Annotated in this window: 29 protein-coding genes, 1 tRNA gene and 2 pseudogenes; 15 read left to right on the top strand and 17 right to left on the bottom strand. The window is 64.5% G+C overall.

Going from position 1 to position 26,316, the window contains the following annotated elements; all coding sequences use genetic code 11:
- The first annotated feature begins 1 nt into the window (after position 1).
- From cbiE to FJ490_RS11960, 8 genes are read left to right on the top strand one after another with little or no spacing between them, the layout of a single operon-like run.
- Positions 2 to 1,243, top strand: coding sequence for a precorrin-6y C5,15-methyltransferase (decarboxylating) subunit CbiE (gene cbiE, locus FJ490_RS11995; RefSeq protein WP_140728980.1), 1,242 nt, complete (start codon positions 2 to 4; stop codon positions 1,241 to 1,243).
- Positions 1,240 to 1,626 carry a cobalamin biosynthesis protein gene (locus FJ490_RS11990; protein ID WP_140728981.1) on the top strand — a complete coding sequence of 129 codons (387 nt, stop codon included), beginning with the start codon at positions 1,240 to 1,242 and terminating at the stop codon, positions 1,624 to 1,626. The genes cbiE and FJ490_RS11990 overlap by 4 nt, the downstream gene beginning before the upstream one ends.
- Entirely contained in the window at positions 1,623 to 2,387 is a 765-nt protein-coding gene (gene cobM / locus FJ490_RS11985) for a precorrin-4 C(11)-methyltransferase (protein ID WP_140495563.1), read from the top strand. The genes FJ490_RS11990 and cobM overlap by 4 nt, the downstream gene beginning before the upstream one ends.
- The gene (cobA, locus tag FJ490_RS11980; RefSeq protein ID WP_140675303.1) at positions 2,384 to 3,202 is read left to right on the top strand and encodes a uroporphyrinogen-III C-methyltransferase; all 819 of its coding nucleotides are present in this window, start codon (positions 2,384 to 2,386) and stop codon (positions 3,200 to 3,202) included. Before cobM ends, cobA begins: the two co-directional genes overlap by 4 nt.
- Positions 3,199 to 4,512 carry a cobyrinate a,c-diamide synthase gene (locus tag FJ490_RS11975; protein ID WP_140728982.1) on the top strand — a complete coding sequence of 438 codons (1,314 nt, stop codon included), beginning with the start codon at positions 3,199 to 3,201 and terminating at the stop codon, positions 4,510 to 4,512. Before cobA ends, FJ490_RS11975 begins: the two co-directional genes overlap by 4 nt.
- 3 nt (positions 4,513 to 4,515) lie before the next feature.
- Complete coding sequence (cobS, locus tag FJ490_RS11970) at positions 4,516 to 5,292, top strand: adenosylcobinamide-GDP ribazoletransferase (RefSeq protein WP_140554992.1); 777 nt, start codon at positions 4,516 to 4,518, stop codon at positions 5,290 to 5,292.
- A 24-nt stretch (positions 5,293 to 5,316) separates the two neighbouring features.
- A complete protein-coding gene (gene cobT, locus FJ490_RS11965; RefSeq protein ID WP_140728983.1) occupies positions 5,317 to 6,327 on the top strand; it encodes a nicotinate-nucleotide--dimethylbenzimidazole phosphoribosyltransferase in 1,011 nt (336 codons plus the stop codon).
- A 39-nt stretch (positions 6,328 to 6,366) separates the two neighbouring features.
- Positions 6,367 to 6,630, top strand: a complete 264-nt coding sequence (locus FJ490_RS11960; protein ID WP_140516441.1) for a hypothetical protein — start codon at positions 6,367 to 6,369, stop codon at positions 6,628 to 6,630.
- A 129-nt stretch (positions 6,631 to 6,759) separates the two neighbouring features.
- On the opposite strand, the gene FJ490_RS11955 is transcribed toward FJ490_RS11960, so the two are convergent.
- Together FJ490_RS11955 and FJ490_RS11950 are read right to left on the bottom strand one after the other, a co-directional pair.
- A tRNA-Lys gene (locus FJ490_RS11955) sits at positions 6,760 to 6,835 on the bottom strand.
- Between the two features lie 107 nt (positions 6,836 to 6,942).
- The gene (locus FJ490_RS11950; protein ID WP_140728984.1) at positions 6,943 to 7,875 is read right to left on the bottom strand and encodes a PhzF family phenazine biosynthesis protein; all 933 of its coding nucleotides are present in this window, start codon (positions 7,873 to 7,875) and stop codon (positions 6,943 to 6,945) included.
- Positions 7,876 to 8,005: 130 nt separating this feature from the next.
- Between FJ490_RS11950 and FJ490_RS11945 the strand changes: the two genes are divergently transcribed.
- From FJ490_RS11945 to FJ490_RS11935, 3 genes are read left to right on the top strand one after another with little or no spacing between them, the layout of a single operon-like run.
- Positions 8,006 to 9,298, top strand: coding sequence for an efflux RND transporter periplasmic adaptor subunit (locus tag FJ490_RS11945; RefSeq protein ID WP_140728985.1), 1,293 nt, complete (start codon positions 8,006 to 8,008; stop codon positions 9,296 to 9,298).
- 4 nt (positions 9,299 to 9,302) lie between these two features.
- Positions 9,303 to 10,010 carry an ABC transporter ATP-binding protein gene (locus tag FJ490_RS11940; protein WP_140564194.1) on the top strand — a complete coding sequence of 236 codons (708 nt, stop codon included), beginning with the start codon at positions 9,303 to 9,305 and terminating at the stop codon, positions 10,008 to 10,010.
- 2 nt (positions 10,011 to 10,012) lie between these two features.
- Positions 10,013 to 11,230 (top strand): ABC transporter permease, encoded by a 1,218-nt coding sequence (locus tag FJ490_RS11935; RefSeq protein WP_140521160.1) that lies wholly within the window; start codon positions 10,013 to 10,015, stop codon positions 11,228 to 11,230.
- Between the two features lie 24 nt (positions 11,231 to 11,254).
- Here the strand turns inward: FJ490_RS11935 and FJ490_RS11930 are convergent.
- The 3 genes and pseudogenes from FJ490_RS11930 to FJ490_RS11920 form a co-directional block, all read right to left on the bottom strand.
- Positions 11,255 to 11,503, bottom strand: a pseudogene (locus FJ490_RS11930) (PIN domain-containing protein); the annotation flags it as partial.
- Between the two features lie 85 nt (positions 11,504 to 11,588).
- Positions 11,589 to 12,305 carry a hypothetical protein gene (locus FJ490_RS11925; protein ID WP_140516449.1) on the bottom strand — a complete coding sequence of 239 codons (717 nt, stop codon included), beginning with the start codon at positions 12,303 to 12,305 and terminating at the stop codon, positions 11,589 to 11,591.
- Positions 12,306 to 12,308: 3 nt separating this feature from the next.
- Positions 12,309 to 13,421 carry an endonuclease/exonuclease/phosphatase family protein gene (locus FJ490_RS11920; RefSeq protein WP_140516451.1) on the bottom strand — a complete coding sequence of 371 codons (1,113 nt, stop codon included), beginning with the start codon at positions 13,419 to 13,421 and terminating at the stop codon, positions 12,309 to 12,311.
- Positions 13,422 to 13,609: 188 nt separating this feature from the next.
- On the opposite strand from FJ490_RS11920, the gene FJ490_RS11915 reads away from it, so the two are divergent.
- Positions 13,610 to 14,179 carry a BA14K family protein gene (locus FJ490_RS11915; RefSeq protein WP_140495400.1) on the top strand — a complete coding sequence of 190 codons (570 nt, stop codon included), beginning with the start codon at positions 13,610 to 13,612 and terminating at the stop codon, positions 14,177 to 14,179.
- A 69-nt stretch (positions 14,180 to 14,248) separates the two neighbouring features.
- Here FJ490_RS11915 and ilvC read toward each other — a convergent pair whose 3' ends face one another.
- From ilvC to FJ490_RS11900, 3 genes are all read right to left on the bottom strand, one after another.
- Positions 14,249 to 15,268 (bottom strand): ketol-acid reductoisomerase, encoded by a 1,020-nt coding sequence (gene ilvC / locus FJ490_RS11910; protein ID WP_140495398.1) that lies wholly within the window; start codon positions 15,266 to 15,268, stop codon positions 14,249 to 14,251.
- Positions 15,269 to 15,293: 25 nt separating this feature from the next.
- The gene (locus FJ490_RS11905; RefSeq protein ID WP_140516455.1) at positions 15,294 to 15,947 is read right to left on the bottom strand and encodes a TetR/AcrR family transcriptional regulator; all 654 of its coding nucleotides are present in this window, start codon (positions 15,945 to 15,947) and stop codon (positions 15,294 to 15,296) included.
- Positions 15,948 to 16,097: 150 nt separating this feature from the next.
- Positions 16,098 to 16,556, bottom strand: a complete 459-nt coding sequence (locus tag FJ490_RS11900; protein WP_140516702.1) for a MarR family winged helix-turn-helix transcriptional regulator — start codon at positions 16,554 to 16,556, stop codon at positions 16,098 to 16,100.
- A gap of 100 nt (positions 16,557 to 16,656) precedes the next feature.
- Here FJ490_RS11900 and FJ490_RS11895 point away from each other — a divergent pair, with 100 nt between their 5' ends.
- Positions 16,657 to 17,394, top strand: coding sequence for a glutathione S-transferase family protein (locus tag FJ490_RS11895; protein WP_140728986.1), 738 nt, complete (start codon positions 16,657 to 16,659; stop codon positions 17,392 to 17,394).
- Here FJ490_RS11895 and FJ490_RS33055 read toward each other — a convergent pair.
- Positions 17,342 to 17,502 (bottom strand): annotated as a pseudogene (locus FJ490_RS33055) (FAD-dependent monooxygenase); the annotation flags it as partial. The gene FJ490_RS11895 and the pseudogene FJ490_RS33055 sit on opposite strands and share 53 nt — an antisense overlap.
- Positions 17,503 to 17,573: 71 nt before the next feature.
- Positions 17,574 to 17,984, bottom strand: coding sequence for a helix-turn-helix domain-containing protein (locus FJ490_RS11885; RefSeq protein ID WP_140728987.1), 411 nt, complete (start codon positions 17,982 to 17,984; stop codon positions 17,574 to 17,576).
- A gap of 134 nt (positions 17,985 to 18,118) precedes the next feature.
- Here FJ490_RS11885 and FJ490_RS11880 point away from each other — a divergent pair, with 134 nt between their 5' ends.
- Complete coding sequence (locus tag FJ490_RS11880; RefSeq protein ID WP_140728988.1) at positions 18,119 to 19,012, top strand: SDR family oxidoreductase; 894 nt, start codon at positions 18,119 to 18,121, stop codon at positions 19,010 to 19,012.
- A 42-nt stretch (positions 19,013 to 19,054) separates the two neighbouring features.
- Here the strand turns inward: FJ490_RS11880 and FJ490_RS11875 are convergent, their stop codons facing one another.
- From FJ490_RS11875 to FJ490_RS11865, 3 genes are all read right to left on the bottom strand, one after another.
- Entirely contained in the window at positions 19,055 to 20,095 is a 1,041-nt protein-coding gene (locus tag FJ490_RS11875; RefSeq protein ID WP_140728989.1) for an aldehyde reductase, read from the bottom strand.
- Between the two features lie 40 nt (positions 20,096 to 20,135).
- On the bottom strand, positions 20,136 to 22,055 hold the full coding sequence (locus FJ490_RS11870; protein ID WP_140495382.1) for a potassium transporter Kup: 1,920 nt from the start codon (positions 22,053 to 22,055) through the stop codon (positions 20,136 to 20,138).
- Between the two features lie 103 nt (positions 22,056 to 22,158).
- Positions 22,159 to 22,899 carry a pyridoxine 5'-phosphate synthase gene (locus FJ490_RS11865; protein WP_140728990.1) on the bottom strand — a complete coding sequence of 247 codons (741 nt, stop codon included), beginning with the start codon at positions 22,897 to 22,899 and terminating at the stop codon, positions 22,159 to 22,161.
- 112 nt (positions 22,900 to 23,011) lie between these two features.
- On the opposite strand from FJ490_RS11865, the gene FJ490_RS11860 reads away from it, so the two are divergent.
- A complete protein-coding gene (locus tag FJ490_RS11860; RefSeq protein ID WP_140521265.1) occupies positions 23,012 to 23,413 on the top strand; it encodes an STAS/SEC14 domain-containing protein in 402 nt (133 codons plus the stop codon).
- On the opposite strand, the gene FJ490_RS11855 is transcribed toward FJ490_RS11860, so the two are convergent.
- The 4 genes from FJ490_RS11855 to nthA form a co-directional block, all read right to left on the bottom strand.
- Complete coding sequence (locus tag FJ490_RS11855) at positions 23,406 to 24,533, bottom strand: ATP-dependent RecD-like DNA helicase (RefSeq protein WP_140516474.1); 1,128 nt, start codon at positions 24,531 to 24,533, stop codon at positions 23,406 to 23,408. The genes FJ490_RS11860 and FJ490_RS11855 overlap by 8 nt on opposite strands.
- A gap of 139 nt (positions 24,534 to 24,672) precedes the next feature.
- Entirely contained in the window at positions 24,673 to 25,035 is a 363-nt protein-coding gene (locus FJ490_RS11850; protein WP_181165305.1) for a nitrile hydratase accessory protein, read from the bottom strand.
- Complete coding sequence (gene nthB / locus FJ490_RS11845; RefSeq protein ID WP_140728991.1) at positions 25,022 to 25,681, bottom strand: nitrile hydratase subunit beta; 660 nt, start codon at positions 25,679 to 25,681, stop codon at positions 25,022 to 25,024. Before nthB ends, FJ490_RS11850 begins: the two co-directional genes overlap by 14 nt.
- Positions 25,678 to 26,301: a nitrile hydratase subunit alpha gene (gene nthA, locus FJ490_RS11840; protein ID WP_140559564.1), complete on the bottom strand. Its 624-nt coding sequence runs from the start codon at positions 26,299 to 26,301 to the stop codon at positions 25,678 to 25,680. The genes nthB and nthA overlap by 4 nt, the downstream gene beginning before the upstream one ends.
- Between the last annotated feature and the right edge of the window lie 15 nt (positions 26,302 to 26,316).

Below are 26,316 nucleotides of genomic sequence, written 5' to 3'. Positions count from 1 at the left end.
CATGCCTGCTAAGGGTCCGCGCGGCGCCAAGCTCAACCAGAAATGGCTCACCATCGTCGGCATCGGCGAGGACGGTTTAGCGGGTCTCGGCGACGAGGCCAAGCAGCGGATTGCCGATGCGGAAATCATCTTCGGTGGCAAGCGGCACCTTGCGCTCGTTTCATCATTCGCCAAGGGCGATCCGCGCCCATGGCCGGTTCCCTTCGATGCCGAGATGCACGACGTGCTGGCGCTCGCCGGCAAGCGCGTTTGCGTCCTTGCCTCCGGCGATCCCTTTTTCCACGGCGTCGGCGTCACCCTGGCCCGCAAGGTCAAGCCTAGGGAGATGCATGTCATTCCCGCGCCGTCGGCCATTTCGCTAGCGGCCGCTCGCCTTGGCTGGGCGCTGCAGGACATCGAAACCGTCTCGCTGCATGGCCGCCCCGTCGACCTGATTCGTCCATTGCTGCAACCCAACGCACGCATCCTGGCCCTGACATCCGATGCCGATGCACCGGCGGCGATCGCCCGCCTGCTCACCGAGCTTGATTTCGGCGCCTCGCGGCTGACGGTTCTGGAGGCGCTTGGCGGGCCAAAGGAGAACCTGCGCTCGGCCCGCGCCGATGCGTTCAACCTCGAAAACATCAATCCGCTCAATGTACTGGCGCTCGAAATTGAATCTGGTCCGGATGCGCGTATCCTGCCTTTGACATCAGGCCTCGCCGATCATCTGTTCGACCATGACGGCCAGATCACCAAACATGACATCCGCGCCATCACGCTGTCGGCGCTGGCGCCGAGGCGCGGCGAACTGCTGTGGGATATTGGCGCCGGCTCCGGTTCCATCGGCATCGAATGGATGCTCACCCACCCTTCGATGCGCACTGTTGCCATCGAAGCCGACCCGATCCGCGCCGCCCGCATCAGCCACAACGCTGCTGCCTGTGGCGTTCCCGGCCTCATCGTGGTCGAAGGCAGCGCACCCAAGGCGCTTGCAAGGCTCGATACGCCAGATGCGATTTTCATTGGCGGCGGCGGCAGCGACGCCGGCGTGCTGGCCGCCGCCATCAAGGCGCTGCGCGCCGGCGGCCGCCTCGTTGCCAATGCCGTGACGCTGGAAATGGAGATGCTGCTTCTTGCCCGTCATACCGAGCTCGGGGGCGATCTCACCCGCATCGCCATATCCCGCGCCGCGCCTGTCGGTTCGATGCAGGCCTGGCGGCCGGCGATGCCGGTTACCCAATGGAGTTGGATCAAGCCATGATGGTCGCGGGCATCGGCAGCCGAAAGGGCGTGAGCGTCGAGGACGTGCTTGCCGCGATAGAAACCACGCTCGAAGCGCACGGGCTGGCGATGACGGCGCTCTCGTCGCTCGCCACCGTCACGCTCAAGAAAGATGAACAGGCGATCGCTGCCGCAGGTCGCACACTCAACCTTCCCGTCATCGTTGTCGATGAGGCAGCGCTTAAAGCAGCGTCGACGAAGGCGCTCAGCAACTCCAGCCTCTCGCAGGATCTGGCCGGCACACCGTCGGTTTCCGAAGCATCGGCGCTGGCCGTCGCCGGCGAAGGCGCCAGGCTGCTGGGACCACGCATCGTGCTCGGCCCGGTCACCTGCGCCATCGCCATCAGCGGAGACGCGGCATGACCGTGCATTTCATCGGCGCCGGTCCGGGCGCCGCCGACCTCATTACCCTGCGCGGCGCGCGGCTGCTGGCAAGCTGCCCGGTCTGCCTCCATGCCGGCTCGATCGTGGCGCCCGAATTGCTGCAGCATTGCGCCCCGGGAACGAAGCTGATCGACACCGCGCCGATGTCGCTCGACGAGATCGAGGCCGAATATCTGGCCGCCCACAAGGCCGGCCATGATGTCGCGCGGCTGCATTCCGGTGACCTGTCGGTATGGAGCGCGGTTGCCGAACAGATCCGCCGGCTGGAAAGGCACGGCATTCCCTACACGCTGACGCCGGGCGTTCCCTCTTTCGCTGCCGCGGCGGCTGCTCTGCGGCGCGAGCTGACCATTCCCGAAGTCGCCCAGAGCCTGGTGCTGACCCGCGTCTCCGGCCGCGCTTCAAAAATGCCGCCTGGCGAAACGCTGGCCGGCTTCGGCCGCACCGGCGCCACGCTTGCCATTCATCTTGCCATCCACGCCATCGATCGCATCGTCGCCGAGCTGACGCCGCTCTATGGCCGCGATTGCCCGGTGGCGGTCGTCTTCCGTGCCTCCTGGCCGGACGAGCGCGTGCTGACCGGCACGCTGGAAACCATCGAGGCACAACTGGCCGCCGACCCGATGGAGCGTACGGCCATCATCTTCGTCGGCCGCTCGCTGGCGGCGGAAGGCTTTGGCGAGAGTTCATTGTACGACGCGCATTACCAGCGGCGTTTTCGCGGACGGGACGGATTGTGAGCGACAGCACCAAAAATAAGGGCGAGAACGCCGCGCTCCAACAGGCGCTTGCCCGGCTGAACTTCAAGCCGCGGACGCTTGAGCCCGGCCATGTCTGGCTCGCCGGCGCCGGCCCCGGCGATCCCGGCTGCCTGACGCTGGAAGTGCTGGCGGCGCTGAGTGAGGCGGATGCGCTGGTCTACGATGCGCTGGTCTCCCCGGACGTCGTCGCGGTTGCCGAAAACGCCGACCTTTTCTTTGCCGGCAAGCGCGGCGGAAAACCCTCGATGAAACAGGACGACATAACCGCCCTGCTGGTCCGGCTGGCGCGCCAGGGCCGCCGCGTCGTCAGGCTGAAGGGCGGCGACCCCTATATTTTCGGCCGTGGCGGCGAAGAGGCGCTGGCGCTGGCGCGGGAAAACATCCCGTTCCGCGTCCTGCCCGGCCTCACCTCGGGCCTCAGCGCGCTGGCCGCCACCGGCATCCCCGCGACCATGCGCGGCATCAACAAGGCGGTAATCCTGGCGACCGGCCATGCCGCCGGCACCGATGACGATCTCGACTGGGCCGCGATCGCGCGCACCGGCCAGCCTGTTGTGGTCTACATGGGCATGGCCAATCTGCCTGTGATATCGGCCGCATTGCTCGACGGCGGGCTGGCGCCATCGACGCCGGCGGCGGTGATCGTCGCCGCGACGACGCCGCAGGAGCGCATCGTCGTCGCCACGCTGGCCACCATCGCCGAGGAAGCCGCCGCCGCCGGCCTGTCCGCACCGGCGCTGATCGTCGTCGGCGGCATCGTCGCCATGCGCGCGGCGCTGGCGGGTGCGTCGTGAGCGCCCGCGCGATCATCATCGGCGCGCCGCGCTCCGGCTCGGGCAAGACCAGCGTCACCATCGGTATTTTACGCGCACTCACCCGGCGCGGCCTGAAAGTACGCGGCGCCAAGTCCGGCCCCGATTACATCGATCCCGGCTTCCACACCGCCGCCACCGGCCTGTCCGGCGTCAATCTTGACAGCTGGGCGATGTCGCCGTCGCTGCTCAACGCACTGGCCGTAAATGCCGCCGACGACGCCGATTTTGTCATCCTCGAAAGCGCCATGGGCCTGTTCGACGGCATTCCGGCCGCGCCGGGCCGCAGCGGTTCGGCGGCCGATCTCGCGCGGCTCTACTGCCTGCCGGTGCTGCTGGTGCTGGACGTTTCCGGCCAGTCGACCACGGCGGCGGCCGTCGCCAAGGGGTTCGCCACCTATGATCCGGAGGTTCGCATGGCGGGCGTCGTGCTCAACCGGCTGGGCAGCGAGCGCCACCGCCGGCTGTCCGGCGACGCCATCGAGGCGATCGGCCTGCCGGTCGTCGGCGCCATCCTGCGCGATCCCACCTTGAACCTGCCCGAACGCCATCTCGGCCTCGTCCAGGCCGGTGAATATGATGACCTGATGGCGCATCTCGACCGGTTGGCCGACATGGCGGAAAAGTCGCTCGACCTCGACGCCGTCATGGCGCTGGCAACACCTCTCGCCCCGGAGCCCGGCAGCTTCGACGATGCGCTGCAGCCGCCCGGCCAGCGCGTCGCACTTGCCGAGGATACCGCCTTCACCTTCCTCTATCCGCACGTCGCGGCCTACTGGCGCAAGGCCGGCGCGGAGATGGTTCCGTTCTCGCCGCTCGCGGACGAGGCGCCCGACGACAGCTGCGACGTCTGCTGGCTGCCCGGCGGTTATCCCGAGCTTCACGCCGGCCGTCTCGCCGCTGCTGCGAATTTTCGGAGAGGAATGGCAAGGTTTGCCGGGACGAAGCCCATCCATGGTGAGTGCGGTGGCTTCATGGTGCTTGGCGAAGCTCTGGAAGATGCATCTGGCGAAACACACAAAATGCTCGGCCTGCTCGGCCATTCAACCAGCTTCGCCAAGCGCAAGATGAACCTCGGTTATCGCGAAGCACGGCTGCGCGCCGACTGTCCGCTCGGCCCGCGGGGCGCGTTGATCCGTGGGCACGAATTCCACTATGCGCAGATGACGGCGACCGGCGATGACGAGCCCCTGGCCGACCTCGCAGACGGGCAAGGCAATCCGATCGGCGCCTCGGGCTACCGGCGCGGCCAAGTCAGCGGCACCTTCTTCCATGCCATCGCAAGGGGCTGAGGCATGAAGTTCCCGAAGGTCACCCTTTCGCCCCGGCAAATCCCCAGCGATGTTGCCCTCTGCCTGGTCTTCTTCACCAGGCTGCCCTTGCCCGTCATCGACTTTCGCGGCCGCAGCCTTGCCGCCGCGATCTGGGCCGCCCCGGTCGCCGGCCTCGTCGTCGGCCTGATCGGCGCCATCGTCTTTGCCACGGCGGAACGGTTTGGCCTTGCCATCGGGTCGGCGGCAGCCCTTGCCCTGGTTGCAACCGCGGTCACCACCGGCTGCCTGCACGAGGACGGGCTGTCCGATGTCGCCGACGGTTTTGGCGGCGGCAACACGCGCGGTCGAAAGCTGGAGATCATGCGCGACAGCCGAATCGGCGCCTACGGCGCCATGGCGCTGGCGCTGTCGCTGCTCATCCGCTGGAGCGCGCTGTCGGAATTCGTCGATCCCACACAAGCTCTCTTCGCGCTCCTGGCCGCCCATGCGGCCTCGCGCGGCGTATTCGGCGCCTTCATGCATCTCTTGCCCCCGGCGCGCGACGATGGCCTCTCGGCCGGCGCCGGCACCGTCTCGCGGGAAATTGCCCTCGCCGGCGCCGTGCTCGGCGCCATCCCGCTCCTCCTGCTCGGGCTTGGCGGCGCCATCGCGGCGCTTATCCTGCTCGGACTGCTGTTTGCCGCCTTCCACGCGCTTTGCCTCAACCAGATCGGTGGCCAGACCGGCGACACGATCGGCGCTATGCAACAGGTGAGCGAAATCGCGGTGCTGCTCGTCGCTTCCGTAGCCCTTTCCTGACTCTGTTTCGGAGAATTTCCTTCCATGCCTTTCAAATCCCTAGATGAATTGCGCGCTGCTTGCCTCGACCTGCCTGATGGCGATGACGCCGCCGCGAGCGCGGTCGCTCGCCGCCAGGACACGTTGACCAAGCCGCAGGGCAGCCTCGGCCGGCTTGAGTCCATCGCCGCGTGGCTGGCGCGCTGGCAGGGCCGCGACATGCCTAGGCTCGAGCGGGTGAAAGTTTTCGTCTTCGCCGGCAACCACGGCGTTACCGCGCAAGGCGTGTCGGCTTATCCTTCGGAAGTCACGGTGCAGATGGTGGCGAATTTCGCCGGCGGCGGTGCGGCCATCAACCAGCTCGCCCGCATCGCGGGCGCCGAACTCGACGTCATTCCGCTCGATCTCGACCATCCGACCGGCGATTTCACGCAAACGCCGGCGATGGACGACAAGGCATTTCTTGCCGCCGTCTCGGCCGGCTACGATGCGATGACTGATGATCTCGATCTCGTCTGCTTCGGCGAGATGGGTATCGGCAACACCACGCCGGCCGCCGCGATCTCGGCGGCGCTGTTCGGCGGCGATGCCGAAAAATGGACCGGACGCGGCACCGGCGTCGACGATGCCGGCCTCGAGCGCAAGGTGGTTGCCATCGAATCGGGCTTGAAGCGCCACGCCGCCATTCTTGCCGACCCCCTGGGGGTTGCCGCGGCGCTCGGCGGCCGCGAACTCGCCGCCATCTTCGGCGCCACGCTTGCCGCCCGTCACATGGGCATACCGGTGCTGCTTGACGGCTTCGTCTGCACCGCAGCCGCAGCACCTTTGGCAAAGCTGCACTCCACAGGCCTTGCTCATACGATCGCCGCCCACGTCTCGGCTGAATCGGGTCACCGCGGCCTGCTCGAAGCGCTCGACCTGCCGCCGCTGCTCGACCTCGGCATGCGGCTCGGCGAAGGCTCCGGCGCTTGCCTCGCCGTCAACATCGTCCGCTCGGCGCTGGAGTGCCATGCGAGGATGGCGAGCTTTGCCGAGGCCGGCGTGTCGGAGAAGTAACATCTTCCGGTTGTAGCGATTCTCGAATAGATCTGGTGGATGAAAAAGCTTCACCCGGCTGCCGCTGCTATGACTATCGCCGTGCTGCTTGCTGGTGTGCTTCGGCACAGTGGATATTCAACTTACGGCCCGATCGACACCGCAATTCTCGTTGTTTTTCTGGTTTTCTTCTGGTGGCTCATCAGCGATTTCTCAGGCGGAAAGGCCGCCATTGATGCCGACGACGGTCGGAGCGCGGACAACGGCATGGCTTTTCGGTTCGGCAGGTTTCTGAGCCGCGTTTTTCGGCGCGGCCAATCGTAGTCTTTGACCAAGCTACAAAATCCTACATCTCTCCTGGCCAAAGGCGGCCCGGCGGCGAAAGCAGCCGATGAACGAGCGCGGCAATTGAACCGGCCCATTCAGGTCTTTCCACCAAGTCTTTGAAGAATTTGGTGGGTGCGCACAGGATTGAACTGTGGACCCGCTGATTAAGAGTCAGCTGCTCTACCAACTGAGCTACGCACCCACTCGGCCGGCAAAAACCGGCGTTGGCGGGCATATAGCCGCCGATGCCGGTCCTGTCCAGCCCTGCCGGAATCATTTCCCGACAAATCGCCGAAGTGACGCAGATGGTCAGACGAACAGCTTGCCTTCCGCCACCTTGACCGCGTTGCCACCGATGCGCGCCGAGACCAGTTTTCCGCCCTGTACACTTAGTTCCAGGCGGATACGCGAGGGCCGCCCCATCTCCAGCCCCTGTTCGATCCACAGCTGCGAAACGCCATCCGTCGGAGCGTCGAAATGCATGACGGCGCCGGCGAAAGCCGCCGCCGCCGAGCCGGTCGCCGGGTCCTCGTAGGAAGGCGTGCCGGGCACGACCATGCGCACATGGAAGGCGCTCTCGTGGTTCACCGTCTCTCGGCAATAGACATAGGGACTGGCAAAGGCCCATTCGCTCTTGCGCGGCGCCAGTTCCGACCAGGCCTGATTGTCGAGCCGGATCCGGCCGGCCGCCTCCAGATTGGCCACCGGTATGGTCACGTAGGGCACGCCCGCCGACCAGAACGCGACGCGGTGATTCTCGAAACCGATCTCGTGCGGCGCCAGGCCAAGGGCGGCGCCGATCGCCACCGGGTCGGCTTCGAGCTTCAGCGGCTCCGGCAACTTCGCCAGGTCGAATTCGGCGAATGTCGCGCCATCATGCTTGCTGACGGCGCAGCGCACCGGGCCGATGTTTTCCTCCAGCACGAAAATGCTCGCAGCGCCATCATTGTCGGCCATTTCAGCGAGCGCGATATCGGCCAGTTCGGCCAGCGCGATCGCCGAACCCACGGTCGGGTGGCCGGCGAAAGGCATTTCATAGTCGGGCGTGAAGATGCGGATGCGGGCGCGGTGCTTGGGATTGTCCGGCGGCAGCACGAACACCGATTCCGACAGGTTGAACTCTCGCGCGATGGCCTGCATCGCAGCCGTGTCCAGTCCGCCGCTGTCCAACACCACCGCCAGCGGGTTGCCGGCCAGCCGATCGGTCGTAAACACATCGTAAAGCAAGTAATCGCGTCTCATGGAGCAAACCTTCCGCTTTGATCCGAATTTCTGCCTCAATCCCAACATGAGCGAAATTTAATTTGATATTCGAACCATTAGCACTGATCTGTGCACTCATAGGGACTTATTGCGCTTCAGGGGGTCCGGCGTGGACCAGATTGTCAATCTGCCAAAGACGGAATCGGATTCCGCCATCGAGACCGCGCTCGGGCTCGACCAGACGGGGCGGCGCAAGAATCGCCGCCGCGGCTGGCTCTATGCGCTGCTGGCGCTGATCGTCCTTGTCGCGGCTTTTGCCGGCTACCAGTGGTATGCCGGCTCGCCGGTCAAGATCGACTATACGACGGCGCCCGCCGCCAAGGCCGACCTCACTGTCGAGGTTTCGGCGACCGGCACCTTGCAGCCCCTCACCCAGGTCGACATTTCCAGCCAGCTCTCGGGCATCATCCGTTCAGTCTCGGTCAACGAGAACCAGCAGGTCAAGAAGGGCGATGTGCTGGCCGCGCTCGACACCGCCAAGCTGCAGGTGCAGATCGAACGCGCCGAGGCATCCGCCAAGGCGGCCGCCGCCAATGTCGCGGACGCCACCGTGACGCTGGCCGAGAATGAAAGCGCGCTCGTGCGCGCCGCCGCCCTCACCAAGCGCGGCATGGCCACCGACCAGTCGCTCGAAGCGGCGACCGCGACCCGCGACCGTTCGAAGGCAGCGCTCGATAGCGCCGAGGCCAATCTCGCCATCGCCAACGCCGACCTGAAATCGCAGCAGACCGACCTTGCCAACAGCACCATCTATGCGCCGATCGACGGCATCGTGCTGACGCGCTCTGTCGACCCCGGCCAGACGGTCGCCTCATCGCTGCAGGCGCCGGTGCTGTTCATCATCGCCGCCGATCTCAGGAACATGGAACTGGTGGCGGCGGTCGACGAAGCCGATATCGGCGCGGTGAAGCCGGGCCAGCATGCCCGCTTCACCGTGGATGCCTTCCCGGAGCGGCCGTTCGACGCCGAGATCCGCGACATCTCCTACGCCTCGGTCACCACCGACGGCGTCGTCACCTACAATGCGCGGCTCGAGGTCGACAACAGCGAGCTGTTGCTGCGCCCCGGCATGACCGCCACTGTTTCGGTCGTCACCCGGCAGGCCAAGGACGTGCTGACCGTCCCCTCCTCCGCCTTCCGCTATCGTCCTGCGCAGCAGGCCGCCCGCGGCTGGAACCTGAGCGACCTGTTCACCGGCCGCATGGGACGTCCCGGCGGCAATCGCCAGCGCCAGGCGGCAGCGCCGCCGACCGACGGCTTACGCATGCTCTACGTGCTGGAGAAAGGCCGTCCGCATCCGGTCAACGTCAGGATCGGCTCGACCGACGGCGAGCTGACCGAGATCACCTCGGGCCTGTCAGAGGGGGCGCAGGTCATCACGGCCTCGCAGCAGCGGAGCTGACGCCGTGGCGATGGGCGCCCCCCTCATCACCTTCGACAAGGTCTGGAAGAGCTACGGCCATGGCGAAGCCAAGGTGCACGCGCTGGCCGGCGTCGACCTGGCGATCCGGCGCGGCGAATTCGTCGCCATCATGGGCCCGTCCGGCTCCGGCAAATCGACGGCGATGAACATCATCGGCTGCCTCGACACGCCGACCGCCGGCACCTATTCCTTCATGGGCGTCGATGCTGGCCGGCTCGACCGCAACCGCCGCGCCATGCTGCGCAACCTCTATGTCGGCTTCGTCTTCCAGGGCTATAATCTGCTGGCGCGCACCACGGCGGCGGAAAATGTCGAACTGCCGCTGATCTATCGCGGCGTGGCCGGCCGCGAGCGCCGCGATCTTGCCATGCAGGCGCTGGCGCAAGTCGGCCTTGTCGGTCGCGAGCATCACACGCCGGCCGAGCTTTCCGGCGGCCAGCAACAGCGCGTGGCGATCGCGCGCGCCATCGTCACGAGGCCGACGCTGCTCGTCGCCGACGAACCGACCGGCAATCTCGACACTGCCCGCACGCACGAGATCATGGAGTTGCTGACGCAACTGAACAAGGAGCTTGGCCTGACCATCACCATGGTCACCCACGAGGCCGACGTCGCCGAATATGCCGAGCGCACGGTGCGCTTCCTCGACGGCCATGTCGCCTCCGACACCATGACCGTCGAGGTGGCCTGACAATGCTCTGGGAAACCGTCCGCCTCTCCTTACGCTCGATCCGCCGCAACATGCTGCGCTCGTTCCTGACCTTGCTCGGCATCGTCATCGGCGTCGCCGCGGTCATCGCCATGCTCACCATTGGCGCCGGCACCACCGCCAAGGTCAAGGACGACATCGCCAAGCTCGGCAGCAATCTTCTGGTTGTGCGCTCCGGCCGCCCGGCCGGTCCCGGCGGCCCGGGCGGGCTCGACCAGGTCGTCCGTCCGCTCACCGAAAAGGATCTTGCCGCGCTCATTGCCCATCTGACAGGCGCACGCGCCATTTCGCCGGCCTCGCAGAAGCAGGTCCGCGTCATCTTCGGTACCGAGAGCCTGACCTCCGGCGTCACCGGCACCGACAGTGCCTATCTCGATGCTCGCGACTGGAAACTGGTCTCAGGCCGTTCGTTCAGTGAGTCCGAGACCCGCTCGGGCACCGGCGTATGCCTGATCGGCGAGACGGTGCGCCAGCAGTTCTTCGGCGCTGGCGACCCTGAGGGCGAAATCATCCGCGTCAACCGCACCTCCTGCAAGATCATCGGCCTGCTCGAGCCGAAGGGCTATACCGGCTTCGGCCAGGACCAGGACAATGTCGTCTTGATGCCGCTGCATGCCTATCAGCGGCGCATTGCCGGCAACCGCAACATCGACAACATCTACGTCGCCGCCGACGACCGCACGCCCACCAGCGAGCTGCAGCCGCGCGTCGAGGATATTTTGCGCGACGCCAGACGCCTCACGCCCGACCGCGAAAGCGATTTCGCGATCCGCGACATGACCCAGATCGCCGACGCCATGGCCAGCGCCACCACCACCATGACCGGGATGCTGGGCGCGGTCGCCGGCGTCAGCCTGCTGGTCGGCGGCATCGGCATCATGAACATCATGCTGGTGTCGGTCACCGAGCGCACCCGCGAGATCGGCATCAGGCTCGCCATCGGCGCGCATGAAAAGCACATCCTCATCCAGTTCCTGGTCGAGGCGACGGTGCTGTCGCTGCTCGGCGGCATCATCGGCATCCTGATCGGGCTCTCGCTGGCCGGTCTCGCCTCGGCGACGCTGGCCATTCCCTTTGCGCCGAGCCCGGCAGTCATCCTGCTCGCCGTCGGCTTTTCCGCGCTGATCGGCATGGTCTTCGGCTTCTTCCCGGCGCTGCGCGGCGCCAGGCTCGACCCGATCGACGCGCTGCGGCATGAATAAGGCGATTGGAAAGCAAAGGCGCGGCTACGACGCTGTTTCCCAGGGATTGATGGTATTCAATCCGGCGGCCGCGAATGGACTGGTGTCGCGGGTGGCGACCGTAAGACCGTTTGCTGCGGCCGTGGCTGCGATGTAGCCATCCGCATTGCCGATCGCCTTTCCTGAGGCTCTCGCCTTTACCATGAGGTCGGCATAGGCGCGCGACGCGTCGAGGTCGAAAGGCAGAATGCGGCCTGCAAACAGTGGCAACACATCCTGATCGAGACGATTGTCCGCGCACGCACCCGATGTTTGGGGTTGCAGGCAGCCACTCAGACCTTCGTATGCCGGCATTGGCGATCAGCACGGAAGGTAAGGTTTAGTCCGCGTTCGCAAAATGCCACTCGATCAGCGGCTTCATGTGCGGCATCAGCCCGTGCGGCAGGTCGGCGGCGTGGCGGATGATGACCGGACCCACGATCTCCGGTTCGGCCTCGGTTGCGACGAAGGCCGAGATGCGCCGCGCGATCTCCTCGGCGGGCTCGGGAACCCGGTAGCGGCGGAAGATCACCGTGCCGCTTTCCGTCGACAGGGCATGGTAATGCAGGCCGCGTGCGGCGCCTGAAATGTCGAGGCCGGTTTCTTCCCGCACCTCGCGGATCATGTTGAAATCGACATCGACGAGGCCATCGCGAAAATCCGCCGGTTCAAATGAACCGGCGGCGAAATAGACGCGGCCGGCAGTGACGGTGTGGGCGGCCATGCGAATCGCCACCAGCGCATTGTCGCCGGCCACAAGCATGGCATGGGCATAGGCGTGCTCGGCGCCGGAATTCTCGCGCCGTTTACGCCAAAGCATGAACGTGGAGTAGTTGACCGCGTGGCACCGGCCGACGAGGCGATTGTCGCGCCAGGCCAGTCGCGAGAGCAGCACCACGGGGCCGTCGAAGAGCGCGGGGTTGGCCGCGATCTCATGCTGCCAGTTCGCGGCGATCGCCTCGGCATTATCCAGCGAAAAAGGATGCGGGCCAGGGTCGAGCCGGACATCGACGGCGTCGACCGGCAAAATAACGTTGCGCGGCAGGTCGAAGCTCACGGCTCAGGCCATGTCCAGCGTGATCGCCACCGGACAATGGTCCGATGCCTTGGGCCGGTCCCAGCCGGCGCGCGGAAAGCGCTCCACTTCCTGGCCGGCGGGGAAGATCGTGCGCCAGGGCTGGCCGTTGCGGATGATGTCCGGGACGGCGGTGGCGTTCTTAGCCGCCAGTCCCTTGGACAGCAGGATATAATCGAGCTGGCACAAATGCCGCTCTTGCGGCCCACGCGTGTGGTAGAAGGTCCAGCGGTTCATTTCCGGCCGCCTCTCGACCACGTTTTCGCAAAAACCGCCAGCCGTCAGCACGTTGATGCAGGACAGGTTCTCGTCGACCACCTCGAAACGATAGCCGTCGAATTCGTCGCCGGCGATCTTCACGCGCTGGCGGTAATCGTTCATGTCGCCGCAGATCGCCCAGCGCTTGTTGGCTGCATGATCCGCCCCGAAGCGCTCCTCGATGATCCGGCGCACCGCCTGCGCCTCCGCGATGCGGACCGGCATCGTCGCTTCACGCCCGTCGAGCCCGTTGCGGGGCGAGCCCATCGACTTGAAGTGCACGAGATAGAGTGTCAGCGGCGAACCGCCAACGGTAATGTCCACTTCCAGGCAGTCGCGCCGGAAGATACGTTCATTGGGCTGGTTGCCGAGCGCCGCCAGCTCCGGCGTGTGCAGCCCGAACTGTTCATAGGTCACATAGGCGTGGCTGGTCATGCGCACGAATTCGATGGGCTGGCCCTGCGCGGTCTCGCTGCGCATCATCACGGCGACGTCGATGCCGCGCGAATCATTGCCGGCAGCGGTGTACTTCTGGCGGTAGCCCTGCCCCACCATCTTGAAAAGATAGCCATATTCGAACGCCTTGAGGGCTTCGATATTGTCGACCTCCTGCATGCAGATGATGTCCGCGCGCGTGGCCGCTATGGCCAGCGCCGTCAGCTGCCGCATGTCGTCCGACTGCGCGATGGCGCGGGCCTGCTCCAGCATCTTGTACTCGGCCTCGCTCTGGATATCGAAGAGAGCCAGCGTCCGGTCCTCGTTGAGCTGGTTGCGGTATCCGGAGAAATCGAACCTGTTCATCAGGTTCTCGACATTGAAGGTTGCAAGACGCAGCGACATATCATGACCTTTGCCCGCAAGCGCGGCAGAAAACAAGGCCGGGCAACCACCAGCTGGAATCGATTGATCCTGGCGCGCCTCGCGCCATGGTTGAGGGAACCTTTCCGTTCATCCGCCGTTCAGACGCAAAGACCCACAGTGGGCCCATCCCAGGGTCGGCGTGGGGCCTGTTCTCTTGGAGAAGTGCAATGAACGCGCTCTTTTCTTCCACAGTCAAATCCGGGCTGATAGCGCTCGGTATCTTCTCCGGCATCACGGCACCATCCGCTGCCGGACCAATCCTTCAGCCGGAGCTGTCGATCCCAGCCAGCACCGCGGCGCCGACGGTCACGCCTGTGCGTGACAGCTGGGCCGGCGGCAACAACCGGAGCTTCAACAACGACTGGAGATGGCGCCGGTCGGGCGGGTGGAACCACGGCAATTGGAACCGCGGCGATTGGGGCGGCCGTCACTGGAGCGGTCGTCACTGGAACGGCGGCGATGATTGGCGTTGGCGCCGCCACCATTATCGCGGCCGCTACTATGATGACAGCGCCGGCGCCGCGATCCTGGGGCTTGGCTTGGGGCTCGGCCTCGGCAGCATGTACAACAACTACAATTACTACGATGCACCGCCGCGCCGCTACTATCGCGCCGGCCGGCTGTCGAGCGCCCATGTCCGGTGGTGCTACAACAGATACCGCTCGTATCGCGCTTACGACAACACCTTCCAGCCCTATAACGGCCCACGCCAGCAGTGCTACTCGCCCTATCGCTGAGCCAGGCCGCACAATCCTGCAATAAAAAACGGCGCCGCGCGGCGCCGTTTCTTTTGGAGCGTGGATCGCTCAGTTCTTCGCCTTGTCGACCAGCTTGTTCTTGGAGATCCACGGCATCATCGCGCGCAGCTTGGCGCCGACTTCCTCGATCTGATGGCTGTCGTTGTTGCGGCGGATGCCCTTGAAACGCGACAGGCCGGCACGGTATTCCTGCATCCACTCCGAGGTGAACTTGCCGGTCTGGATATCCTTCAGCACCCGCTTCATCTCGGCCTTTGTCTCTGCGGTGATGATGCGCGGCCCCGAGACATATTCGCCCCATTCGGCGGTGTTCGAGATCGAGTAATTCATGTTGGCGATGCCGCCTTCATAGATCAGGTCGACGATCAGCTTGACCTCGTGCAGGCACTCGAAATAGGCCATTTCGGGCGCATAGCCGGCTTCCACCAGCGTCTCGAACCCGGCGCGGATCAACTCCACCAGGCCGCCGCACAGCACGACCTGCTCGCCGAACAGATCGGTCTCGCATTCCTCGCGGAAATTGGTCTCGATGATACCCGAACGGCCGCCGCCGACGCCGCAGGCGTAGGAGAGCGCGAGGTCGAGTGCGTTGCCCGAAGCATCCTGGTTGACGGCGACCAGGCACGGCACGCCGCCGCCCTTCTGGTATTCGCCGCGCACCGTATGGCCGGGCCCCTTCGGCGCGATCATGACGACGTCGACCGTCGACTTCGGCTCGATCAGTCCGAAATGCACGTTGAGGCCATGCGCGAAGGCGATTGCCGCGCCGTCGCGGATGTTCGGCGCGATCTCGTTTTTGTAGATGTCGGCCTGCAATTCGTCGGGCGTCGCCATCATCATCAGGTCGGCCCATTTGGCGGCGTCGGCCACGCTCATCACCTTGAGCCCGTCGGCCTCGACCTTCTTGGCGGTCGCCGATCCGGCCTTGAGGCCGATGGCGATCTCCTTGGCGCCGGAATCCTTGAGGTTGAGCGCATGCGCCCGGCCCTGGCTGCCATAGCCGATGATGGCGACCTTCTTGCCCTTGATCAGGTTGAGATCGGCATCACGATCGTAATAGACGCGCATTTTTGTCTTCCTTCCCGTTTGAAGATCAGAGGCCTTGCGGCCCGGTTTTTGCTCCGAAAAGAGCGAGAAACTGCTGCGTCGCGCGGACGGCATCACCGCCGATCGCCGCCTCAGTCAATTCCAGCCGGTCGCCAAGCAAGAGACGGATCTGCACGTCGCGGGCGACCAGCCCGAAAAACGTACGGAACGCCGTCTCGGCGTCCGAGAAATCGAGCAGCCCGGCCTGGCGGCCGGCCTCCAGCACCGGCTTCAGGCGCTTGGCGAGGGCAAAGCGCCCGTTCTCCAGCACCACCGCGCCAAGATCATCCTTGCCCGAACCGGCATGGCCGACCGCCACCCGGTTGAGTGCGATCGAAGTGTCGCTGGAAATGACCTTCAGCCAGTCGGAAGCAAATCGCTCCAGGCTCGCGGCCAACGACGCAAGGTCGAGCCCCCTGCCGTCGACCGCCGTCACCCGCACCTTCGAGGCCTGCCATTGCACCGTCGCCGTCAGCAGTCCGTCGCGGTCGCCGAACCATTTGTAGAGCGTTTCCTTGGAGCAGCTCGCCCGCCGCGCCACTGCGGTCATGGTCAGATTGTCGCCCTCTTCGACCAGCAGGCGGAGCGCTGCATCCAGGACCGCCTTCTGACGCTCCGTCAGCGCTTCGCCGTTGTCGATATCGGCATTTGCCTGCAACACGCTCTGTTCCCGTTTGATGGTAGAGCCGTAGATCGCCCGAGCTCAGTACCGTACGTTACGGTTCGGCATATTGCGCAATCCGAAGATCGGCGCAAGGCCAAAATGACGAAATGTCTTTCCCGTGTCCCCGCAGCCGCGCAACGCGTATGTTCAGTCGCCGGCTGGCGGATCGCGCAACCGCCCGAGCAAGGCCGATACCGTGTTCAGTTCTTGCGGCGAGAGCTTGTCGCCAACCAGCTCCGCGATCGACCTGCCATAGACGGCCCACATACGGCGGCGCGTCTCTCGTCCCTTGGCCGTGATGCGGACGGTTTGGCCGCGGCCGTCATCAGCCACCGGCAGCTTCTCGACAAACCCATCGGCTTCAAGTCGGGCCAGCAGCCGCGAAATATTATACTGCGCGAACAGGGTTCGTTCGATCAGCTGGAACGGCCGCAAGCCGCCCTCGCCCGCCTCAGCGAGTTCGTGCAGCACGTCATACCAGGCAAGCGGCGGCAGGCCGCCTTCCTTCAGCGCGTCTTCGGCACGTTCCACCAGCTGGCGTGATACCCGCATCAGGCGTGCCCAGGTCTTGATGGCCTCCGGCGATGGCATGGCTGTCTCGATCATGACGGCATCATAAGAGATAGATGCAATTGCATCAAGCTTGACGACCAATGCATTTGCATCTAGATAGATGCGAATGCATCGATATTGAGAGGCAAATCCGATGAAGCATGCCAACACCCTCATTCTCGTCAGCCATCCCCTTTGCCCCTATGTCCAGCGTGCGGCGATCTCGCTGACCGAAAAAGGCGTGCCGTTCGAGCGCGTCGACATCGACCTCGCCAACAAGCCTGACTGGTTCAAGGCGGTCTCGCCGCTCGGCAAGGTGCCGCTGCTGCGCGTGCAGCGGGGGAACGATGAGACGGTGATCTTCGAATCCGCCGTCATCCTCGAATTCCTCGAAGAAACTGAGGCCAATCCCCTCCACCCGGCCGACCCCTATGCCCGTGCCCGGCATCGTGCCTGGATCGAGTACGGCTCAGCCATCCTCAACGCCGTCGGCCGGTTCTATTCGGCGTCGACCGAGGCAGGATTCCTTGCCGAGTCTCGGACGCTGTCGGAAATGTTCGATCGTGTGGAGACCGAATTGGCGGGCGAAGCCGGCCGGACTGGACAATGGTTCGAAGGCGGGCGCTTTTCGCTCGTCGACGCAGTCTACGGCCCTGTCTTCCGCTACATCGATACCTTCGACCGGATCGGCGATTTCGGCATTCTGGACGGCAAACCGCTCGTCCAGGCCTGGCGCCAGGCATTGAGTGGACGCCCGTCCGTCAAGCATGCCGTGGCGCAGGACTATCCACTGCGCCTGCATGCCTTCCTGCGGGCGAAGGGATCGTATCTTTCGACGGTCATTCGCAAGAACGATCCGGCCAGCGCGCTTCCGCCAGCCCAGTTCGCCTGAACGGATGGACCACCGTGCCGGCCACCATTGAGGCGAGGAACTGCGGCGCCGGGGGATTTTCGCCACCGTCGCCACCAGCCTGTTCCGGATGAAGGGCAGCGCCAATGCCCCCAAGCCGAATAGGCCGGGACAATCCTTCGGCGGCCGGGTGAAATCAAGTCGCGGCGCCGCCCCGCGGCTTATGCCTGGGCGGCATCGAAATCGGCGCGCGCTTCACGCACCGCATCATGGTTGAGTTCGGCCCATAGGATGAATTGGTGCAAGGCGCCGAACATCGAATGTCCGAGATCGGTCAGGCTGTACTCGACGCTCGGCGGCTTGGTTGGGAACACTTCGCGATGCACATAGCCGTCGCGCTGCAGATCGTGGAGCGTCTGGGTCAGCATGCGCTGCGAGATGTCAGGCACCAGCCTGCGCAATTCGCCAAACCGATAGGGCCTCTCGGCCAGCGCCATCATCAGCAGCGAACTCCATTTGCCGCTGACGCCGTGGATGACATTGCGAACCGGACAATCGGCAAAATTGCCGCCCCCGCTCATCGCTTTGTAGACCTCCAGCTTCGACTTCAGATTGATGACCTTGCCGTCCATCGCTGGTTCCCTGGATGTGCCTACCTCCCGAAAAACTGCCTTCTTTACGGCGACAGGTCAATTCCTATTTTAGTGCTGGTCTCTTTCTGAGACCACTAGAGCACCCGCCGCTTCGGCACAAATCAGGATCTCCGATGACCAAAACCCTTCTCGTCACCGGCGCCTCCGGCCAGCTTGGCCGCGGCGTCATCCGCTATCTCCTAGACGCGCATGAAACTCCGCCTGCAAAGATCATCGCCACCACGCGCAATCCCGAAAGCCTGGCAGATTTGGCGGTGCGCGGCGTCGTTGTCAGGGCCGCAGACTTCAACGACGCCGCTTCGCTGGAAACCGCGTTCAAGGGTGCTGACAAGGCGTTGATCATTTCGACCGGCGATCTCGATCTCAAAAACGGCAAGCGCCTGAAGCAGCACGAGAATGCAGTCGCGGCGGCCAAAAACGCCGGCGTTTCGCATCTGCTCTACACCTCGATGCCCAACCCGGAACCGGTGTCGCCGGTCCTGTTTGCCGGTGACCACTACAGCACCGAGCAGGCAATCAAGGCTAGCGGCATCCCCTACACGATCTTCCGCAACGGCTGGTACCAGGAGAACCTGTTCATGGCGCTGCCGCACGCGATCGCCTCGGGGCACTGGTACACGTCCGCCGGCGAAGGCCGCATCGCCCATGGCGCACGCGACGACATGGCAGCGGCGATCGCCGCCGGTGTCGCTTCCGGCTCGACCGACAGCAAAACCTACACGCTGACTGGCCCGCAAGCGTACACGACGGCCGAGATCGCCGCCCTCGTCAGCGAAGTCACCGGCAAGCCGCTCGATGTCATGCAGGTTTCGGATGATGTCCTGACGGAAGGGGTAAAGGCATCAGGCGTTCCCGAGGATTTTGCCGGCGTCATCGTTTCCTTCGACGTCAACACGCGCGCCGGCCGCATCGCCATGGTGACGGATGCGATCGAGATGCTTTCCGGCAGGACGCCAAGGACGTTGAGACAATTCCTCGAGGCGAACAAGGCTGTCCTGGCCGGTTGAAATCCACGCGGCGGGAAGTCTGTTCTCGACTTCCCGCCGCCCCTACTTCGATGTTTTGATCAGGCCATGCCGGATAAGGCTCTCTCCGGTCGCCGCCAGCGCATCTTCGCGCGAACGTGGCTTCCAGCCGAGCATGCGCACCGCCTTGGCATTGGTGGCATTCTTGACCTTGCCCAGCTCAGGCACGAGCTGCGCGACTTCCGGATTGAACAGTGCCACCATGCGCACCAGCCAATCGGGAAGCTCTCTGGTCGAAACGCGCTTCGCCGCATTGCCGAGCCGCTTTCTCAAGGTTTGCGCGATTTCCCGCACGGTCATGAAATCGCCGGCGACCGCCAGGAAGCGCTCGCCATTGGCAGCTGGATCGGTCATGGCGCGGACATGCAGGTCCGCCACGTCGCGTGCATCGACGACGCCGAAGGACAGGCGCGGCAGCCCCGGCATGGCGCCATTCATCATGCGTTGGACAAATTCGGTGGAGGTCGAATGGTCCGGGCCAAGCACAGGCCCGAAGATGCCGACGGGGTTGACGGCAGCAAGCTCCAACCCGCCCGCCTCGGCGGCGATAAAATCCCAGGCCGCGCGCTCGGCGAGCGTCTTCGACTTCACATAGGCGCTGACCCTTCCCATCGGATCGGTCCAGCTCTCCTCGGTGAACGGACGGCCGTCGGGCGGCATCTTGCCGTAGCCGACAGCCGCGAAGGAGGACGTCAGCACGACGCGTCTGACACCGGCATCTCGTGCCGCCCGCAGCACCCGCAACGCGCCTTCACGGGCCGGAATGATCAGCTCGTCATCATGCTTGGGCACGCCGGGCGGGAACGGCGAGGCGACATGCAGGACATAGTCGCAGCCCGCAGCGGCTAGCGGCCAGCCGGCATCGCTCATGAGATCGGCGATTGTAAAGGAGAGCCTGTCATCCGGCTCGACGCCACCTGCCTTGAGCATGGCCAGGACATCGGCTTGCCGCCTGGCCGAGCGCACAGTCGTGCGCACGCGGTAGCCAGCCTTCAGCAATTCAAGGATACAGTGAGCGCCGAGAAAGCCAGATCCGCCGGTCACAAGCACCAATTCGCCGCTCATGCCCGTCCCCCGAAGCGTCAGCCCAAGGCGATCGAGACCGTCAGATCGCCACCTGCGTGCCGATCTCTACCACACGGCCGGTCGGTATCTGGAAATATTCAGTGGCGTCGGCCGCCGTGCGCGCCAGCCCGATGAACAGCCGGTCTTGCCACACCGGCATGCCGGAATTGGGCGAGGCTTTCAGCGAGCGCCGGGACAGGAAGAAGGAGGTCGTCATGATGTCGAACTTCCAGCCTTGCTTGCGGCAGATCGCCAGCGCGCGCGGGATGTTGGGCTGCTCCATATAGCCGAAGGTCAGCGTCACCCGCATGAACAGCTCGTTGACCGTCTCCATCTTGACCCGGTCGCTGTCGGGCACCACCGGCTGCGGCGCGGTCACCACCGAGAGGATCACATTCTGCTCGTGCAGCACCTTGTAGTGCTTCAGGCTGTGCATCAGCGCGGTCGGCGCGCTGAGCGGATCGCTGGTCAGGAACACCGCGGTGCCGGATACCAGTTGCGGCTTTTTCTTCAACAGATTGCCGGCCAGGAAATCGAGCGGGATCTCGTTGCGGCGGGTCTTGTCGAAGAGATAACGGCTGCCGCGCACCCAGGTCCACATCGCCAGAACGATGGTGAAGGCCACCGCCAGCGAGGCCCAGCCGCCTTCGAACACCTTGACGATGTTGGAAGCAAAGAACCCGACATCGATGAAACCGAACAAGGCTGTCATCGCGACAGCCACCCACAGCCGCCATTTCCAGATGCGGGTCATGACGACAAACAGCAGCACGGTGGTCACCAGCATGTTGCCGGTCACCGAGATGCCGTATGCCGAAGCCAGCCTGCTGGATTCGCCGAAGCCCACCACCAGCATCATCACCACCAGCGCCAGCAACAGGTTGACGCGCGGCATGTAGATCTGGCCGGACTGTTTTTCCGACGTGTGCAGGATTTCCAGCCGTGGCAGCATGTTGAGCTGCACCGCCTGCCTGGTCAGCGAGAATGCGCCTGAAATCACCGCCTGGCTGGCGATGACCGTCGCGGCGGTCGCCAGCACCACCATCGGGATCAGCGTCCAGCCTTCGTTCATTTCGAAGAAGGGATGTCCGACCACGCCGTTCTTGGCCAGCACGAAGGCGCCCTGGCCGGCATAGTTGAGCAGCAGGCAAGGGAACACGATCGCCAGCCAGGCGAGCACGATCGGCTTGCGGCCGAAATGGCCGAGATCGGCATAAAGCGCTTCGGCGCCGGTGACCGCAAGGAAGATGGCGCCGATGGTGACGAAGGCGACATCGGGCGAATTGATCAGGAAGGCGACGATATAGTGCGGGCTGATCGCCCACAGGATTTCCGGATCGGCGATGATATGGTTGAGGCCGGACAGGCCGATAGCCAGGAACCAGACCGCGGTGATCGGGCCGAAGATCAGCGCCACGCCGCCGGTGCCGAAGCGCTGCACCGAAAACAGAACCGCCAGGATGACCAGTGTCAGCGGCACGACATAAGGCTGGAAGGTCGGCGTGACGACATTCATGCCCTCGACCGCCGAGAGCACCGAAATTGCCGGGGTTATGACGGCGTCGCCGAAGAACAGCGAGGCGCCGACGATACCGATGCCCAGGATGATCGCCGAGCGCTTCGGGAAACTGCCGCGCGCCAATGCCATCAACGACAGCACGCCGCCTTCGCCGCGGTTGTTGGCGCGCAGCACGAACATGATGTATTTGATGGTGACGATGATCGTCAGTGACCAGATGATCAGCGAGAGAACGCCAAGAATGTCGCCACGGTCGGCCACTTCGCCGCCCGACGACGCCACCAGCGCCTCGCGGAACGCGTAGATCGGGCTGGTGCCGATATCGCCGTAAACAACGCCGAGCGCGCCGAGCATCAACACCTTGGTGCTGTGCTGCTCGATCTCAGGATGGCTCGATTGTTCGACGGTTTCTGCCTCACTACCAGTGTTGGCAAGGGCCATGAACGACACTCCGATAAGCGGGCGGTGCTCTACGCTTGCTGCGATGCAATATCAAGTACCGTCGCGTTATGGCTGCCATGCTTTGCACGCGAGGCTGCCACCATTACCACCCGCAAGCCCTGAGAAATCGGCCCACCGTGCCGGCCATGCCATACTCCAACGCGTCGGCTGTCAACCCATGTCCGATCGACACTTCGGCCAATGCCGGAACGCGTCGCGCCAGGGCCGGCAGGTTGCTCACCGTCAGATCGTGCCCGGCATTGAACTCAAGGCCCGCGACAAAGGCCGCATCGGCGGTTTTTCCCAGTCTTTCCAGCTCCTTGGCCGCCTTGGCGGAATCGGCATGGCAACTGCCATAAGGTCCCGTGTAAAGCTCGATACGGTCGGCGCCGGTATCGCGCGCGGCGTTTATGCCGGCAGGATCCGCATCGGAGAACAACGAGACCCGGAAACCGCCCTTCTTCAGGCGTCTCACGATCGGTGTCAGGAACGCTGCATCGGCGATGAAGTTCCAGCCATGGTCCGAGGTTGCCTGGGAGGGATCGTCAGGCACCAGGGTCACCTGTTCCGGTTGATGCTTTTCCACGAGAGCCAGGAAATCCTCGGTCGGATGGCCCTCGATGTTGAATTCGGCCCGCGGGAACTCATCGTCGATCAAGGCCCTGATCTCAGGCAGGTCTGAACGGCGGGTATGGCGCTCGTCCGGGCGAGGATGCACCGTCAGCCCATGCGCTCCCGCCGCAAGCGCGATGCGGCCAAGCCTGATCACATCGGGCCACGGCAGGTCGCGCCGGTTGCGCAGCATGGCGATGGCGTTGAGATTGACGGAAAGCTTTGCGGGCATGGCTTCGGATCCTGCTCGATTTCGGCGCATCTATACCGCCTTTGACGGGAACAGATAGGGGGTTTCCGGTGTTCCAGAAGATCGGATGACGTTTGTGAAAGGATACGATCCCTTGAATTTCCTCGAAGCCGTGCCGGCAATCCGGCGCATCGATACGGACCGTGAGGATCTCTTCGCCATCGATATCGTCGGCCATGTCTCGGCGGCCGACGCGGAAAACCTGTTCGGCCTGCTCGAAGCGGCTTACGCGCTTCACCCGCGAATCGATGTGCTGGTGCGCGTGATCGATCATGACGGCGTCGACTGGAGCGACATATCGGACGAGACGCTGCGACAGGGCGCGGTCCAGGCCGCAGAGCATATCGGCCGTTGTGCCGCGATCGGCGAGCCGGACTGGACGGCGCAGGCGCGAGACTTCCTCCCTACCCCGCCGCCGGTCGAACTCAGGCATTTCAAAGACGAGGCCGATGCCTGGCAATGGCTCGGCGCCAGGCAACTGGGCTCCGCTACCTGACGATCGTCAACCGTTCGGCCGCCCGGGTGATCGCGGTGTAAAGCCAGCGCTGGCGCGTTTCCTTGAACGCCCAGCTTTCGTCGAACAGCACGATCTCGTTCCACTGCGACCCCTGCGCCTTGTGCACGGTCAGCGCATAGCCATAGTCGAAATCATCGAACCGCTTCTTCTGCTGCCACGGGATATCGGCGTCGGGATCCTCGAACGCCGCCTTGAGCAGCTTGATCTTGGCGACACCGCGGTCCGGATCATCCTCTTCGGGCGACACCAGGAGGTTGATGCCAGGTTTCACCGTCTCGCGCGACGAGGTCATCACCTTCCACAGCGAACCGTTGAGCAGGCCCTTGGCCGGGTCGTTGCGCAGGCACACCAGCTTGTCGCCGGCCTGCGGATAGTCGGCATTGAACCCCTTGAGCTCGCGCAGGCGCTGGTTGTAGCGGCGGCGCGTGCGGTTGGTGCCGACCAGCACCTGGTCCGCCCTCAGCACTAGGTCCTGGTTGACGTCTTCCTTGCCGATCACCTGCGCCGTGCCGTAGTCGCCGCGCATGAATTCGCGCCCCTCGCGCACGTCGAGCGCCAGCCGCAGGATCGGATTGTCGCGCGCCTGCCGGTGGATTTCGGTGAGCAGGAAATCCGGCTCGTGGTCGGTGAAGAAGCCACCGCCCGAGATCGGCGGCAACTGGCCGGGATCGCCCAGCACCAGGATCGGCGTGCCAAAGCTCAAGAGGTCACGGCCAAGCTGCTCGTCGACCATCGAGCATTCGTCGATGATGACCAGTTTCGCACGCGAGATCGGGCTCTGCCGGTTGAGCGAAAAAGTCGGCGACATCGACGTCTTGCCAGTCACCTCGTCTTCGACCGATTCCTCCCCCTTGGGCCTGTAGATCAGCGAATGGATGGTGCGGGCATTGACCGCGCCCTTGGAGCGCAGCACCTGCGCCGCCTTGCCGGTGAAGGCGGCGAACTGCACCTGGCCGTCGACATGTTCGGCGAAATAGCGCGCCAGCGTCGTCTTGCCGGTGCCGGCATAGCCGAACAGCCGGAACAATTGCGGCTTGCCGGCCTTGAGCCAGCGCGCGACCGCCTGCAGCGCCTCGTCCTGTTGGGGTGAAAATTCCATCTGATCGTGTGACCGGATTCGCGAGAGAAAGACAAGATAGCGCCACCGCCATCGACGCGGCCTGGTGGCGAACTCCCTGCGCTTCAGCCTATCAGGCGAGGACGGGAACGTAAAGGGAACGGGCGGCGTGTCCGCACGATCACCCGACGGCGTGCGGATCGTTCTCCAGCAGGATCGGCTTGCCGTGCGGCGTGGCATGCGCGGCGCGCTCCCAGGCCCGTGCCATTGCATCGACATCGGGCTTGGCGGCCAATCCTTTCGACGCCAGCAGCGCTTCCAGCGCCGCCAACCAATGTTCGTAATAGTCATGGCCGTCAGCCCCGGCGCCGGGTTTCTTCACTTCGGCCGACAGTGCCTGCGCCCACTCGCTCCACGAAAACACGCCCTTGTCGTGCAGCGCCACCGTCATCGCGAAGGCTTCGGCCTGCCAGGGCTCGGCGAAGACGGGCGCATCGAGGCCGGCGGGCAGACCGGCAGGCCCGTTCGCCTCAGGCCGGTTCAAGATAGCTCTCCCAGGCATCGATGGACACGGTCAGCGTCGGATCGGCCCCGTCGCCCCAGATCTCGGCTCCGTCGAAAACCACCGTATAGACCCATTGCGGGTTCTCGCCCTGCCCATGCGCGTTGGTGTCCGGGAATACAAAGCCGTCGCGCACCGCTTCGATCCTCCCATGCTTGCCACGCGCGTAGCGCGGCAGCCTGGTGTGGCCGGTCGGATTGAAATTCCTGGTCCGCACGCGGTCGCCGGCCCTGAACCGCGGCGCCGTTTCGACCGGCCGGTTGCACGGAGCGCCCTTGGCCAGCACGGCCGGAACGTCATCGGCCTTCAGCACTCTTTTGGGCGTCGCCGCCGCATCGATCGCCTCGCCTGCCTTGAGATCACGCTCGCTGACGAAACCATGGCGCTTGAGCAGGGTTTCCAGCGCCTTGATCCAGATCTGGTAGTAGCTGGAGGCATAATAGTCGGCCGGATGCAGCGATTCCCGCGCATGCCGGCTCTCATCGATATTCCAGGCGCCCATGGCGCCGGCGGTGAGCGTCACGCCGAGCGCCCGCCGCTCCCAGTCGGTATGGAAATACGGCTCGTCCCGTTCCGGCGCCACCGGCCCGAATCCCATCTGTCCGCCGACATCCTGCGGGCCGTTCATGCCGGATCCCCCGTTTTTTCCGGTTTTTGGGCTAGCACAGTGCCGATCATCGCATCGCGGCTTACCAATTCGGACAAGCGCTCCTCACTCCAGCCTTCGGTTCCTTGAGGCCGCATCGGGACGACGAGATAGCGTAACTCCGCGGTCGAATCCCAGACGCGTATCTTTGTCGAGGCCGGCAGCGTCAGCCCGAATTCCTCAAGCACGCCGCGCGGATCGATGACCGCGCGCGAGCGATAGGGCGGCGCCTTGTACCAGACCGGCGGCAGGCCGAGCACCGACCACGGATAGCAGGAGCACAGCGTGCAGACGACGAGATTGTGAGTCTCTTCGGTGTTGAACACCGCCTGCATGTGCTCGCCTTGCCGGCCGGTATAGCCCAGCGATCCGATCGCCGCCGTAGCATCGCGCTTCAGCCAGTCGGCAAAAGCGGGATCGCTCCAGGCCTTGGCCACCACCCTCGCGCCGTTGCGGGGACCGATCTTAGTCTCGTAGGTATCGACGATGACATCGATCGCGGCCGGATCGATCAATCCCTTGCGGGTGAGAATGGTTTCCAGCGCGCGCACGCGGGCGGCAAACGGATCGAGTTCGTTGTCGTGGTCATGATCGTGGGACATGGTCATAAACTACGG

The sequence above is a fragment of the Mesorhizobium sp. B2-5-11 genome (assembly GCF_006440835.1).
Lineage (GTDB): Bacteria > Pseudomonadota > Alphaproteobacteria > Rhizobiales > Rhizobiaceae > Mesorhizobium.
This window is presented reverse-complemented; position numbering and strand designations above follow the sequence as displayed.

Bases quoted from the DNA above. Each gene is read 5' to 3' on its own strand.
- ilvC (WP_140495398.1), bottom strand. From the start codon at position 15,268: ATGCGCGTCTATTACGATCGTGATGCCGATCTCAACCTGATCAAGGGC.
- FJ490_RS11915 (WP_140495400.1), top strand. From the start codon at position 13,610: ATGAACGCGCTCTTTTCTTCCACAGTCAAATCCGGGCTGATAGCGCTC.
- cbiE (WP_140728980.1), top strand. From the start codon at position 2: ATGCCTGCTAAGGGTCCGCGCGGCGCCAAGCTCAACCAGAAATGGCTC.
- FJ490_RS11885 (WP_140728987.1), bottom strand. From the start codon at position 17,984: ATGGACGGCAAGGTCATCAATCTGAAGTCGAAGCTGGAGGTCTACAAA.
- FJ490_RS11920 (WP_140516451.1), bottom strand. From the start codon at position 13,421: ATGTCGCTGCGTCTTGCAACCTTCAATGTCGAGAACCTGATGAACAGG.
- cobT (WP_140728983.1), top strand. From the start codon at position 5,317: ATGCCTTTCAAATCCCTAGATGAATTGCGCGCTGCTTGCCTCGACCTG.
- FJ490_RS11935 (WP_140521160.1), top strand. From the start codon at position 10,013: ATGCTCTGGGAAACCGTCCGCCTCTCCTTACGCTCGATCCGCCGCAAC.
- FJ490_RS11960 (WP_140516441.1), top strand. From the start codon at position 6,367: ATGAAAAAGCTTCACCCGGCTGCCGCTGCTATGACTATCGCCGTGCTG.
- FJ490_RS11950 (WP_140728984.1), bottom strand. From the start codon at position 7,875: ATGAGACGCGATTACTTGCTTTACGATGTGTTTACGACCGATCGGCTG.
- FJ490_RS11880 (WP_140728988.1), top strand. From the start codon at position 18,119: ATGACCAAAACCCTTCTCGTCACCGGCGCCTCCGGCCAGCTTGGCCGC.
- cobS (WP_140554992.1), top strand. From the start codon at position 4,516: ATGAAGTTCCCGAAGGTCACCCTTTCGCCCCGGCAAATCCCCAGCGAT.
- FJ490_RS11865 (WP_140728990.1), bottom strand. From the start codon at position 22,899: ATGCCCGCAAAGCTTTCCGTCAATCTCAACGCCATCGCCATGCTGCGC.
- FJ490_RS11900 (WP_140516702.1), bottom strand. From the start codon at position 16,556: ATGATCGAGACAGCCATGCCATCGCCGGAGGCCATCAAGACCTGGGCA.
- FJ490_RS11870 (WP_140495382.1), bottom strand. From the start codon at position 22,055: ATGGCCCTTGCCAACACTGGTAGTGAGGCAGAAACCGTCGAACAATCG.
- nthA (WP_140559564.1), bottom strand. From the start codon at position 26,301: ATGTCCCACGATCATGACCACGACAACGAACTCGATCCGTTTGCCGCC.
- nthB (WP_140728991.1), bottom strand. From the start codon at position 25,681: ATGAACGGCCCGCAGGATGTCGGCGGACAGATGGGATTCGGGCCGGTG.
- FJ490_RS11875 (WP_140728989.1), bottom strand. From the start codon at position 20,095: ATGAGCGGCGAATTGGTGCTTGTGACCGGCGGATCTGGCTTTCTCGGC.
- FJ490_RS11990 (WP_140728981.1), top strand. From the start codon at position 1,240: ATGATGGTCGCGGGCATCGGCAGCCGAAAGGGCGTGAGCGTCGAGGAC.
- FJ490_RS11855 (WP_140516474.1), bottom strand. From the start codon at position 24,533: ATGGAATTTTCACCCCAACAGGACGAGGCGCTGCAGGCGGTCGCGCGC.
- FJ490_RS11895 (WP_140728986.1), top strand. From the start codon at position 16,657: ATGAAGCATGCCAACACCCTCATTCTCGTCAGCCATCCCCTTTGCCCC.
- cobM (WP_140495563.1), top strand. From the start codon at position 1,623: ATGACCGTGCATTTCATCGGCGCCGGTCCGGGCGCCGCCGACCTCATT.